This window comes from Paenarthrobacter sp. CM16, assembly GCF_013179505.1.
Taxonomy (GTDB): Bacteria; Actinomycetota; Actinomycetes; order Actinomycetales; family Micrococcaceae; genus Arthrobacter.
Genome location: NZ_JABMCX010000138.1, coordinates 1 through 12,596, shown reverse-complemented (window position 1 = coordinate 12,596; position 12,596 = coordinate 1). Strand labels below are relative to the sequence as shown.

Here is a 12,596-nt window from a genome sequence, read left to right as displayed (position 1 = left end):
ACGGGGACAGCGCAGGTGCCGACGACCTTGCCACCACGCTCCTCGGATGGGGTCTTGACGTCCGGCGGAATGCCTTGCCCAAGGAAAAGCTTGGCGCCATCATTGTGGTCCTGGATGCCGTCCAGCATCCCGGTGACCTCGCCAAGCCCGTCCTGACGGCAGGAACTTCGCTGCGGGATCTGAGCACCAACGCACGCGTGGTCACCATCTCCCGGACGCCACAGTCGGCCGCAAACCCTGCCGTGGCTGCTGCGCGCCAGGGCATTGATGGACTTGTTCGGTCCTTGGCCAAGGAACTGCGCGCCGGTTCCACCGCCAACGGCATACTGCTCGACGACGACCTCGCCACCACCAGTCCCTCAGCCTTGGGCGCACTCAGGTTCTTCCTGTCCGGGCGTTCGGCCTACGTTGACGGACAGTTCCTGACAGTGGGATCAACGTCCGGTTCTTTGCCGGGCAACCCGGATAAGCCCCTGGCAGGCAAGGTCGCAGTAGTCACCGGGGCGGCCCGGGGTATTGGAGCTGCCATCGCCCGCACGCTGCACCGCGACGGCGCTATTGTAGTTGCGGTGGACGTTCCGGCGGCCGGGGACCACCTGGCAGCAGTTGCCAACGAGGTTCGGGGCACGGCCCTGCAACTCGACATCAGCCGCGACGACGCCGGGCACCGAATCATCGAGCACGCCGTGGCACGCCACGGCCGGCTTGACATCGTGGTGCACAACGCCGGAATCACCCGCGACAGGCTGCTGGCGAACATGGACGAAAGCCGGTGGCAGTCGGTCATCGCAGTCAATATTGCCGCCCAATTGAACATCAACGAGGCCCTTCTCGCCTCTGAACACTTCAAGGACGCACCACGCATCGTGTCGGTTGCTTCCACCAGCGGCATCGCCGGAAACAGGGGCCAAACCAATTACGGCGCCTCCAAGGGCGGCGTCATTGGCATGGTGAGGTCCACGGCCCCCCTGATGGCAGCCTTCGATGGAACCATCAACGCAGTGGCCCCCGGCTTCATTGAAACGGAGATGACGGCGCGGATGCCCTTTGCCATCCGCGAGGCTGCCCGGAGGCTTAACTCCCTCAAGCAGGGAGGGCAGCCCCGGGATGTCGCCGAGACCATCTCCTTCCTGGCCAGTGACGCCGCAGGCGGAATCTCCGGCCAGGTGCTCCGGGTCTGCGGGCAACAATTGGTGGGAGCATGACCAAGCCCCAACCAGTCATCCTGGGGGAGTTGCCCTCGCTGTCCAAGCTCTACGTCAATGCGGCGGCCACCGCTGCGCGGCGCCGGGTGCTGGGAGCATCAACGGACCAGCATCATCTGCCATCGGTCAGCCATGAAGTGAGAAACGTCCGGGCAGACGTGGGAAACCTGACCGCTTACCAACACTTGGTAGGGGAGACGGCAAGTGACACCCTGCCGGCCGGATACGTTCATGCCTTGGCCTTCCCGGTGTCTTTGAGCGTCATGAACCGGGATGATTTCCCGTTGCCGCTCCTGGGCATGATCCACCTGAAGAACCATGTGGAACAACGTGTGCCCATTGCCTTCTCGGAGGCCTTGGACGTCCGTTCCCGGGCTGAAAACCTCGCGGGCCACAAGGCAGGAACCCAGGTGGATGTTGTGGCGGAAGTCCATTCCGGCACTACCGGCGAACTGATGTGGCGAGGTGTCTCCACCTATCTGGCCAAGGGTGTCTTCCTGCCGGGCATCGACAAAGCAGGAACTACGAACGGCGCATCGGCATCCGCTGATTTCTCGCCTCCAAACCCCACCGCGCTGTGGCAACTCGGCTTGGACACGGGGCGAAGCTACGCCGCAGTCTCCGGCGATTTCAACCCGATCCACCTCAGCGTCCTTTCCGCCAAGGCATTGGGCTTGCGTGGTTCCATTGCCCACGGCATGTACCTGGCCTCGCGCGCGCTGGCCGATGTGGGGGCCGTCAAAGCTGACTCCTTTACCTGGGACGTCGCCTTTGAAGCGCCAGTGTTCCTTCCTGCGCGCGTCGCCGTGGATATTTCCACGGTCCAGTCAGGTTCCGGAAGTTGGGAACGTTCGGAGTACGTAGCGTGGAATGCCCGCAGCGGTCGTCGCCACTTCACCGGCGCTGTGGCCGCGCTCGGATGAACGGGCTGATCAGGCCGGAACGTTCCGGAAACTGAAATTCCGGAAACCGAACGGCGGCGGTCACCTTGGGGTGGCCGCGGCCGTCGTCGTTAACCCTGATCTGATGCCTCGGGCTCAAAACCTGCAGCCAGGCGGGCGCCCTGTAGCAAGAGGGAATGATCGGGAGACAAAACAAGGCCCGGAATCCGTGGATTCCAGGCCTTGCGATAGTGCGCGGAGGGGGACTTGAACCCCCACCCCCTTTCGAGGACTAGCACCTCAAGCTAGCGCGTCTGCCATTCCGCCACCCGCGCAGGTGGTGTTCGGATGAGCCGTTTTGCACCTTCCGGTGCTTCACTTTCCTCCGAAGCAGCGAGAAAAACTCTAACACGGTTTCCGGCGGCGGAAAAATCGGCGCTGGTCAGGCGGGCGCCGGGGGACACCCGGGGACTTCCGGCGCCATGCATTCCTGACGGGGAGCGCGCCCGATGAGTAGGCTGATGGCATACGCGATGGTCACGCTGCCAAAGCCGCAGTGCACATCGCCGAGACTGCAGCCCAGCCACGCAAGGAGAGTTTCCATGTCTGTCATCCGCCCCGAAGATGAAGTTGTCCGGATCTGCCAGGAACTGATCCGTATTGACTCCTCCAACTTCGGGGACGATTCCGGACCGGGAGAGCGCGCGGCAGCCGAGTACACGGCCGGCCTTATCACCGAGGTGGGCCTCGAGGCGGAGATTTTCGAATCCGCCCCTGGACGCGCCAACGTCGTCACCCGAATGGCGGGCGAGGACCCCTCGGCCGATGCTTTGGTGGTCCACGGACACTTGGATGTTGTCCCCGCCCTCAAGGATCAATGGAGCGTTGATCCCTTCAGCGGGGAATTGAAGGACGGGCTGGTCTGGGGCCGTGGCGCCGTGGACATGAAGGACATGGACGCCATGATCCTCTCGGTCATGCGCGACTTCGCCCGGACCGGCCGCAAACCCAAGCGCGACATCATCTTCGCGTTTTTCGCCGATGAGGAAGCAGGCGGCACCTACGGCGCCCGCTACGCGATCGAACACCGGCGTGAGCTTTTTGACGGCGCCACCGAGGCCATATCGGAGGTGGGTGGCTTCTCGGCCACCATCGGCGGTCAGCGGACCTATCTGTTGCAAACAGCCGAGAAGGGCCTCTCCTGGCTGCGGCTGGTGGCGCACGGCCGTGCGGGCCACGGCTCCCAGATCAATACCGACAACGCCGTCACCCGCCTGGCAGCTGCCGTCACCAGGATCGGTGAATACAAGTGGCCGGTGGAGTTGACGCCCACCACACGCCAGTTCCTGGACGGCGTCACTGAACTGACCGGGGTGGAGTTCGACCCCGATAATCCGGACATCATCCTGAAGGAACTCGGCACAGTGGCCCGCTTTGTGGGTGCGACGCTGCAAAACACCTCCAACCCCACGCTGTTGCGTTCGGGGTACAAGCACAACGTCATTCCGGAGTCGGCCGAGGCGTTTGTGGACTGCCGCACCCTGCCCGGCCAGCAGGAGCTGGTGTTCGAGACCATCAAGGAACTGGCGGGAGAGGGCATCGACATCAGCTACGTCAACAAGGACGTCTCCCTGGAGGTGCCGTTTGCCGGCAACCTGGTGGACTCCATGATCGACGCCCTGCACTCGGAGGATCCCGGCGCGAAGGTCCTTCCCTACACACTCTCCGGCGGCACGGACAACAAGTCATTGAGCAAGATTGGCATCACGGGCTACGGCTTCGCTCCACTGATGCTCCCCGATGAGCTTGACTTCACAGGCATGTTCCACGGTGTTGATGAGCGCGTTCCGGCCGAGTCCCTCCAGTTCGGCGCCCGCGTCCTGAACAGGCTGCTGAGCAACTACTAGACCACAACGGAAGGAGGCCTGGTGATGGCTCCTGAGGAAATCCTCCCCGACGACCTGCTTGAGCGACTGCGCGGCCGTGCTGCCGCCTACGACCAAAACAACGAGTTCTTCCATGAGGACCTTCAGGATCTGGCTGCAGCCGGATACCTGAAGCTTTTCGTACCCGCATCCGACGGCGGCTTCGGACTCGGTCTCGAAGCGGTAGCGACCTTGCAGCAACGGCTGGCCACGGCCGCCCCGGCCACAGCGTTGGCCATCAATATGCACTTGGTGTGGACCGGCGTCGCGCAGGTCATGGCCGCGCGCGGGGACAGCTCGTTGGACTTCGTCCTCAAGGAAGCGGGACAAGGGGAAGTTTTCGCCTTCGGCATCTCTGAGGCGGGCAACGATTCCATGTTGTTCGACTCCGGCACCACCGCGGAACCGTTACCCGACGGAAGCTACAGATTCACTGGCCGGAAGATCTTCACCAGCCTCTCCCGTGGTTGGACCCGATTGGGCACCTTCGGGAAGGACTCCGCCGCCAGGGAAGGCGAGGGCGAACTGGTTTTCGGCTTTCTTCGCCGTGACGAGCCCGGGCACGAGACCCTCAGCGACTGGGACACCTTGGGAATGCGGGCGAGCGCTTCAAACACTACGCTCCTGCATGGAGCCGTGATCCCGGCAGAGCGGATCTTCCGCAAGCTCCCGGTCGGCCCCAACAAGGACTTGTTGATCTTCGCCATTTTCGCGTGCTTCGAAACGCTCCTCGCCGCGGTGTACACGGGCGTGGCGCAGCGTGCTTTCACTCTTGGAGTGGAGAACGTCAAACGCCGGGTGTCGGCCAAGCACGGCGGACGCAGCTTCGCCCAGGACCCTGATATCCGGTGGAAGGTGGCCGACGCCGCGCTGGCCATGGATGGGATCGCACCGCAGATTTCCGCTCTTGCCCGTGACGTGGACAACCTGGTGGATCACGGAACCCAGTGGTTCCCCCGGCTGGTGGGCCTGAAATCGCGGGCCACTGAAAACGCGCGCTACGTGGTGGATCTGGCCATCCGCGTCACAGGTGGCTCCAGCTATTTCAGGGGTTCGGAGATGGAACGGCTCTACCGGGACGTCCTGGCGGGTATCTTCCATCCATCCAATGACGAATCCGCACACAACACCGTTGCCAACGCCTGGTTGGGGCCGTTGGAAAGTTAGGGACTATACGGTCCGCTGCACCGAATACACCTTGCGGCGCAGCCAAAACCGGCGGCCGCCGCCAAGATAGAGCACGCTGCGTTCGAGTTCCCACTTGCCGTACTCGGAGTGTTCCGCGAGCCGGCGCCGGGCCTCGGGCAGCGAATCGTCAGGTCCCACCGTCAGGACGAGGTACTCGTACTGACGTGCGTAGTCTCTTTGGCGCTCTACGGAGCTACCCGGAAATTGTTCTCTCATCCCTCTCCATTTTCGTCCTTTTCCGGCTAACGTGAAGTCATGAGCATCGATCCGCGTGTCGCGCTTCAATCACTGACCGCCGCCCTTGAAGAACATCTGGCTGCCGCATCCGCCCGTCGCGGCGAGGGCGACCCCAACGTTGAGTCCGCGTTCTTCGCCGTTGCCGACGCCTTCGAAGTCTACGAAGATGCACTCTATGAGGCGTATTCCGAAGTTACTCCGCTCCAGGTCTTCGATGACGAGGAAGAGGAAGACGACGAGGTACCGGACGAAGACCTGGAAATCGTCGAGGACTAGGAACCCGTCAACCGGCCACTTCGGTGGCCGGTTTTTTTGTGCTTTGTTCGTCCCGTTTGTAGCCTTCCACGCCCGGATTTCCGGAGTTTTTAGTCACCGCTGCACGTAGTCCCGGCATCCCCACGTAGGTACTCGCACGTAGGGGAGGCAGGTAATCCTGCCCAAAGTTGAGTATCGACTACTGGTGCGCCTCCGGATTGCCGCGGCTTCACTGATAGGTAGGCAACGGCAGGTCTGCAAAGAGGGCTGACATGGTTAGAGTTCCAGTCTTGCGATCAGGCAAGGTAGCGGCACCCCAGGGTGCGGCGCATGCCCCCGCGGGGTCAGCGTTCCCAGTTCCGCCTGCCGTGGCCGACGTCAATCCGCCTGTGTCTCCCTGGATTGGCAAGTCCGCTGCTGCACAGCGGACTGAAAAGGCGGGACTGGCGGCGTTGAGGTCGGATGTCACCCTGGACCCCATATCGCCGCCAGTCACCCACCGCCGCGAGCGGGCCAAGGCACCGTTCAGAGACCGTTTGACGTGGACACGTTTCCTGACCAACAGCCTCCGGCTGGCTGACACGGCGTTGGTTGCCGGGGCAGTCGTCGCCGGGATAGCACTCAATACCAATGCCATGGCTGCATCGTCCGCCACGCCGGCCCAGGTCCACCACTTGGTGATGGGGTTGGTCCTCGGAGTTGTCTGGGTGGCGGCCCTGGAGGTGTACAGAACCCGGGATCCCAAAGTCCTTGGGGTCGGCCCGGAGGAATACAAACGGGTTCTCTCGGCCAGTTTCCGGGTTTTCGGTTTCCTGGGCACCGTAGCGGTGGTCTTCCGTTTGGAGGCCGTCAGCTCATTTGTCCTGGTTTCCTTGCCACTGGGCCTGGTGGCCTTGACGGGCAGCAGATGGGGCTTCCGCCGCTGGCTGAGCCACGAAAAGTCCAGGGGCCGTTGCCTTTCCCGCGCAATCGTTGTTGGCGAACCCCAGGACGTCAGGTACGTCATCAAGCAGATCAACCGAAAGTCCGGCGCCGCCTACGACATCCTCGGCGCCTGCCTCCCAGGGGCGCGGCGCGGTACTGTCCTGGCAGTGGACCACCTGCGCGTACCGGTCCTGGCCTCCATCTACGGGGTTGCCCATACCGTCCGCCAGACCGGTGCCAACGCGGTGATCGTCGCCGGCCCGGTGCCTGGTGGAAATCAGTTCATCCAGGAACTGGGATGGCAACTGGAGGAAAACGCGGCTGAGTTGGTCCTGGCCGCGACCCTCACCAACGTGGCGGGCCCCCGCATCCACTGGCGACCCGTCGAGGGCCTTCCCCTGATGCATGTAGACATTCCGCATTATTCCGGTGGCAAGCACACATTGAAGCGACTAATGGACATCACAGTGTCTTCAGCTGCTTTGCTCGTGCTGGCCCCGATCCTGCTCATTCTGTCCGTCATCGTCCGGGCAGACAGCCCCGGACCTGTCCTGTTCAAGCAGGAGAGGATCGGAAAGCAGGGCACCACCTTCCAGATGCTGAAGTTCCGTTCCATGGTGGTGGACGCCGAAGCGCACCTGGAAGCCCTCAGCAACCAGGACGAGGGCGCCGGGGTCCTGTTCAAGATCCGCGGCGACCCCCGCATCACCCGGTGCGGCCGGTGGATGCGCAAGTACTCCTTGGATGAACTTCCACAATTCTGGAACGTCCTGATGGGGAACATGAGCCTGGTGGGGCCCCGGCCGCCACTGTCACGGGAGGTCAGCGGTTACGAGCGCCATACGCACCGGCGGCTGCTGATCAAACCCGGTATCACGGGCTTGTGGCAAATCAATGGGCGCTCGGACCTTCCCTGGGACGAGGCAGTCCGGCTGGATCTCTACTACGTGGAGAACTGGTCCATAGCGGGAGACCTCATGATCATGTGGCGGACATTCCGGGCCATGACCCGACCGTCCGGCGCCTACTAGTGAACGCTACGCAGTACCTGACAAGAACCGCGCTTTCAACACAGAAGTCGAGTGGGAAATGAGCATACGAACTATTCCATCAGGACAACTGAACGGCCACGCACTGCGGCCAAAGCTTCGCATTGCAGTGGTGGGGGCAGGATATTGGGGTCCGAATCTTGCCAGGAACTTGAAAGCCAGCCCCGATTGGGACCTGGTGGCTATTTGCGACCTTGACGTGGAACGGGGTCTCAGGCTCGCTGAAACGGTGGGCGGGGTGGCCGTCGTCGAGTCTTTGGATGAGCTGTTGGACACCTATAACCTGGACGCCGTCGCGGTGGCCACGCCGGCACATACCCATCACGGAGTGGTGATGACGGCGCTTCGGGCGGGGAAGCATGTGCTGGTGGAGAAGCCGCTGGCGGACAGTCGGGCAAAGGGCCTGGAAATGGTTGAGGAAGCCAAAGCCAGGGGCTTGGTGTTAATGGCTGACCACACCTACTGTTTTACCCCGGCCGTCCTGAAGATCCAGGAGCTTGTAGCCACCGGGGCATTGGGCGATATCCTCTACGTCGATTCGGTCCGCATCAACCTGGGCCTGGTCCAACCGGACGTCAACGTCTTCTGGGACCTCGCCCCCCATGACCTTTCCATCCTGGACTTCGTGCTGCCGGGCGGCTTGCATCCCACGGAGATAGCGGCCCATGGGGCAGATCCGCTGGGTACCGGCCGTGACTGCGTGGGACATTTGACCTTTGGGCTTCCCAACGACGCCATGGTCCACATCCACGTGAACTGGCTCAGTCCTACCAAGATCCGGCAGATGATCATCGGAGGGTCAAAGAGGACCCTCGTGTGGGATGACCTCAATCCGCAGCAGCGCCTCAGCGTCTACGACCGCGGCGTGAGCCTGGAACAGCAGCCCAGGTCCGCAGCTGACAAGCGGACCTCCGCCATTTCCTACCGCTTGGGGGACACGTGGTCGCCGGCATTGCAGGAGCGCGAGCCCTTGGGCCAGGTGGTGGCGGAGCTGGCGTCCTCCATTCGTAACCACACGATGCCCCGTACCAGCGGTGAATCCGGGCTCCGTGTCCTGTCCGTACTGGAAGCCGTCACCCAAAGCCTGAGCACCGACGGGCAGTCCACCGTGGTGGCCGGCAACGAAGTCAACCTCCAGGTTGCACGGTGAAAAACCTCCTGGGCGCCAACGTCCTGGTCACCGGTGGCGCCGGAACCATAGGGTCCACCCTGGTAGACCAACTGCTCGACGCCGGTGCGGCGCACGTGGACGTCCTGGATAACCTCGTGCGGGGACGCCTCGCAAACTTGGAGGATGCCCTGGCCAGTGAACGGGTGGACCTGGTGGATGGTGACCTGCGGGACCGCGACCTGGTGCACGACCTCACCCGCGGCAAAGACCTGGTGTTCCACCAGGCAGCCATCCGGATCACCCAATGCGCCGAGGAACCACGGTTGGCTCTTGAAGTACTGGTGGACGGGACGTTCAACGTGCTCGAAGCCGCCACCGAACACCCTGTGGACAAGCTCGTACTGGCCTCCAGTGCCTCGGTCTACGGCATGGCCGAAGAATTTCCAACCACCGAACGCCACCACCATCACAACAACGACACGTTCTACGGGGCAGCCAAATCCTTCAACGAGGGAATGGCAAGGAGCTTTCGGGCGATGTCAGGCCTGAACTACGTGGCACTGAGGTACTTCAACGTCTACGGCCCAAGGATGGACGTACACGGGCTCTACACCGAAGTGCTGGTCCGTTGGATGGAGCGGATCGTCGATGGCCGTCCGCCATTGGTCTTCGGCAGCGGGCAGCAAACCATGGATTTCATTCATACCGCCGACGTAGCCAGGGCCAACGTCCTGGCGGCAGCCGGCAACATCACCGAGGGCGTCTATAACGTGGCCAGCGGAACCGAAACCAGCCTCGCGGGACTGGCCCGGACGCTGCTTGATGTCATGGAGTCCCCCCTGCACCTGGAGCATGGACCGGAAAGGGCGGTCAACGGTGTGGCGCGTCGCCTGGCCGATACCTCGGCCGCACGCCAGGACCTCGGCTTCGAGGCTGCGGTGGGCCTGGAGGATGGACTGCGCTCGCTGGTTGCCTGGTGGCGGCCGCTGCGCGAAGAGATTGCCGCAACGCGGACCACCAGCCACAGTGACGCCACGGTAGGCGGTGCAAGATGACAACCTCCGGGCTCCACTTGGCACGCATCGATGTCATGAAGCCGTGGCTGGGCGTGGAGGAAGCCCAGGCAGTGGCCGAGGTGATCGCCTCAGGGTGGGTAGCCCAAGGTCCCAAGGTCCGCGAATTCGAGGAAGCGTTCTGCCAGGTGCAACAGGCAGGCTTCGCCGTGGCAACTTCCAGTTGCACCACCGCACTGCACTTGGCCCTGGTGGCCGCCGGGGTGGGCCCGGGGGATGACGTGGTAGTGCCATCGTTCTCCTTCATCGCCACAGCGAATGCGGCAACGTATGTGGGAGCGCGTCCGGTCTTTGCCGACGTCGACGTCCTGACCGGCTGTGTCACCGCTGAGACAGTGCAGGCAGCACTGACTCAGGCCACCAAAGCTGTAATCGCCGTTGATCAAGGCGGGGTGCCCGTTGACCTGGTTCCCCTCCGCGCGCTGTGCGATCCCCTGGGGATCACCGTGGTCGAAGATGCTGCGTGTGCCATTGGATCCCGATACCACGGCCGGCCTGTGGGGGCAGGAGCGGAAGTGGCGGCCTGGTCCTTCCACCCGCGAAAGGTCCTCACCACAGGGGAGGGCGGCATGCTCTCCACCTCACGGCGGGACGTCGCCGATTCCTCGCGCCGCCTCCGGGAACACGCCATGAGTGTCTCTGCTGCCGAGCGGCATGCCAGCATTCTTGCTCCCCCGGAGGAGTACCTGGAGATCGGGTTCAACTACCGCATGACCGATCTTCAGGCCGCCGTCGGACTCGTCCAACTGGGCCGGCTCCACGAGGTCATCCAACGGAGGCGGGAATTGGCCGCCACCTACGCCAACGCCTTCGCAGGTGTTGACGGGCTCCGGCTGGTCAGCGACCCGGACTACGGAACCAGCAATTTCCAATCATGCTGGCTTGAAGTCGGACCCGGCTTTCCCCTGGGACGGGACGGGCTGATGTCCGTAATGGCCGAGGACGGCATCTCTGCCCGACGCGGAATCATGGCAGCCCACCGTCAACCGGCATACGCCGGAAAAGACACCGGCGACGCGTCCTTGCAGGCCACAGAATGGCTGACGGACCACACAATCATCCTGCCCCTCTACCACCAGCTTTCACTGCATGACCAAGTCCGGGTCATCGATTCAGTGCTTCGGGCAGCGGGTCCACTGACATGAGCGAACTTCTCCTCATCGCAGCCAGCGGCCTGGCCAGGGAAGTCCTGGCGATGGTTCGCAGCAACGGGCCCTTTGACGTGGTGGGAATCCTCGACGACGACGAAGACAAACTGGGGCGGGTGGTGGACGGCGCCCACGTCCTTGGTCCAGTGCGGGACGCCCTGAAATTCCCCCATGCACTGTTGCTGGTATGCATAGGGTCGGGGACCGGGCGGGAAGCTGTGGTGATGCGGCTCCGGACCCTCGGCCTGGATGAAGAACGCTACGCCACAGCGATCGACCCCTCCGTCCAAATACCCGAAGGCTGCATGATCGGCAAGGGCAGCATTCTCCTGGCCCATGTCAGCATGACGGCCTCCGTGACCATCGGCACCCATGTAGTGGCCATGCCAGGGGTGACCTTCACCCACGATGACGACATCAGCGACTTTGCCACCTTCGCCTCCGGAGTGTCCCTGGGCGGCAACGTGCATATTGGCCGTGCCGCCTACATCGGGATGAATGCCAGCGTCCGCGAGCGCACCTCGATCGGTGCCAATGCCACGATCGGCATGGGTGCGGCGGTTCTTAGCGACGTGCCGGCCGAGGAGACCTGGGCAGGGGTCCCGGCACGGGTGATCCGGCGGGGAAATTCTCCTGCATTGGAGGGCATCCAATGAAATTGATGCGGCCCGTTCCCTTGCGCCACCCGGTCAGTGTTTCAGTGGTGGTGCCTTGCTATAACTACGGACACTTCCTGCCTGAGGCTGTTGCCAGCGCGTTGGAACAGGAAGGCGTGGACGTCGAGGTCATCGTGGTCGATGATGCCTCCACTGATGGCAGCGCCGCCGTGGCGTGGCGGCTGGCCTCCGAGGACCCCCGGATCAGCGTGGTGCTTCACGAAAGAAACCTGGGTCACATCGCAACGTACAACGACGGCCTCTCCAGGGCCCGGGGCCGGTACGTGACGCTTCTGTCCGCGGATGACTTGATAGCCCCCGGGGCGCTGGCCCGGGCTGCGGCACTGATGGAAGCCAATCCGAAGGTGGGAATGGTGTACGGCCTTCCCCGGGACTTCACGGACAGGCCTCCGGCGGCTGCCGCCCATGAACACAGCACGTGGACCGTTTGGGGCGGCCGGGCGTGGATTTCACTGGCCTGCGCCAGGGGCAGGAACTTCATCCTCTCGCCCGAGGCGGTGATGAGGACGGCGGCGGTGCTCACTGTAGGTGCTTACAGCACCACCCTGCCGCACTCGGGGGACCTGGAGTATTGGCTGCGGGCTGCGGGTTCCTGGGATGTGGGCCGGATCAACGGGCCGGTGCAGGCTTTCTACCGGGTCCATGGTGCCAACATGCACCAAACCGAGTTCGCAGCGGCCGCGGTGGATCTGAAGCACCGGTTGGCGGCTTTCAGGGTCCTTGAGGACTCGCGGTTTCCGGGAAATCCGGAGATCCGGGCCCGGCAGGTGCGGCGGGCCAAGTGTGCCCTCAGCAAGGAGGCCGCGCAGTTGGGGTTCAGGGAAATGGACAGGGGCGGCCCGGTGGAGTCCGCTGTTGAACTGCGCAAGTTCATCGAATGCCTCCACGAAGTGCCCGGGAACATTCACCGGGCCAATGCCTTG

The 12,596-nt window shown here is 63.3% G+C and carries 12 protein-coding genes and 1 tRNA gene; 11 read left to right on the top strand and 2 right to left on the bottom strand.

The window, feature by feature from the left end; translation table 11 throughout:
* Together HP499_RS13355 and HP499_RS13350 are read left to right on the top strand one after the other, a co-directional pair.
* A partial coding sequence (locus tag HP499_RS13355) for a 3-oxoacyl-ACP reductase (protein WP_172324532.1) occupies positions 1 to 1,205 on the top strand: 1,205 nt, incomplete at its 5' end.
* Positions 1,202 to 2,128, top strand: coding sequence for a MaoC/PaaZ C-terminal domain-containing protein (locus HP499_RS13350; protein WP_172324531.1), 927 nt, complete (start codon positions 1,202 to 1,204; stop codon positions 2,126 to 2,128). The genes HP499_RS13355 and HP499_RS13350, both read left to right, overlap by 4 nt.
* 210 nt (positions 2,129 to 2,338) lie before the next feature.
* On the opposite strand, the gene HP499_RS13345 is transcribed toward HP499_RS13350, so the two are convergent.
* Positions 2,339 to 2,421, bottom strand: a tRNA-Leu gene (locus HP499_RS13345).
* A 267-nt stretch (positions 2,422 to 2,688) separates the two neighbouring features.
* Between HP499_RS13345 and HP499_RS13340 the strand changes: the two genes are divergently transcribed.
* Entirely contained in the window at positions 2,689 to 3,993 is a 1,305-nt protein-coding gene (locus HP499_RS13340; protein ID WP_172324530.1) for a M20/M25/M40 family metallo-hydrolase, read from the top strand.
* 24 nt (positions 3,994 to 4,017) lie between these two features.
* Entirely contained in the window at positions 4,018 to 5,178 is a 1,161-nt protein-coding gene (locus tag HP499_RS13335) for an acyl-CoA dehydrogenase family protein (protein WP_172324529.1), read from the top strand.
* Positions 5,179 to 5,181: 3 nt separating this feature from the next.
* On the opposite strand, the gene HP499_RS13330 is transcribed toward HP499_RS13335, so the two are convergent.
* Entirely contained in the window at positions 5,182 to 5,415 is a 234-nt protein-coding gene (locus HP499_RS13330; protein ID WP_017200923.1) for a DUF5703 family protein, read from the bottom strand.
* Between the two features lie 39 nt (positions 5,416 to 5,454).
* Between HP499_RS13330 and HP499_RS13325 the strand changes: the two genes are divergently transcribed.
* The 7 genes from HP499_RS13325 to HP499_RS13295 all read left to right on the top strand — a co-directional run.
* Complete coding sequence (locus tag HP499_RS13325; protein WP_172324528.1) at positions 5,455 to 5,712, top strand: hypothetical protein; 258 nt, start codon at positions 5,455 to 5,457, stop codon at positions 5,710 to 5,712.
* Between the two features lie 251 nt (positions 5,713 to 5,963).
* Positions 5,964 to 7,646 (top strand): sugar transferase, encoded by a 1,683-nt coding sequence (locus tag HP499_RS13320; protein ID WP_172324527.1) that lies wholly within the window; start codon positions 5,964 to 5,966, stop codon positions 7,644 to 7,646.
* 58 nt (positions 7,647 to 7,704) lie between these two features.
* On the top strand, positions 7,705 to 8,814 hold the full coding sequence (locus HP499_RS13315; protein ID WP_172324526.1) for a Gfo/Idh/MocA family protein: 1,110 nt from the start codon (positions 7,705 to 7,707) through the stop codon (positions 8,812 to 8,814).
* Positions 8,811 to 9,830 (top strand): NAD-dependent epimerase/dehydratase family protein, encoded by a 1,020-nt coding sequence (locus HP499_RS13310; protein ID WP_172324525.1) that lies wholly within the window; start codon positions 8,811 to 8,813, stop codon positions 9,828 to 9,830. The genes HP499_RS13315 and HP499_RS13310 overlap by 4 nt, the downstream gene beginning before the upstream one ends.
* On the top strand, positions 9,827 to 10,993 hold the full coding sequence (locus tag HP499_RS13305; RefSeq protein ID WP_172324524.1) for a DegT/DnrJ/EryC1/StrS aminotransferase family protein: 1,167 nt from the start codon (positions 9,827 to 9,829) through the stop codon (positions 10,991 to 10,993). The genes HP499_RS13310 and HP499_RS13305 overlap by 4 nt, the downstream gene beginning before the upstream one ends.
* Positions 10,990 to 11,652, top strand: coding sequence for an acetyltransferase (locus HP499_RS13300; protein WP_172324523.1), 663 nt, complete (start codon positions 10,990 to 10,992; stop codon positions 11,650 to 11,652). The genes HP499_RS13305 and HP499_RS13300 overlap by 4 nt, the downstream gene beginning before the upstream one ends.
* On the top strand, positions 11,649 to 12,596 hold a 948-nt coding region (locus HP499_RS13295; RefSeq protein WP_172324522.1), incomplete at its 3' end, for a glycosyltransferase. The genes HP499_RS13300 and HP499_RS13295, both read left to right, overlap by 4 nt.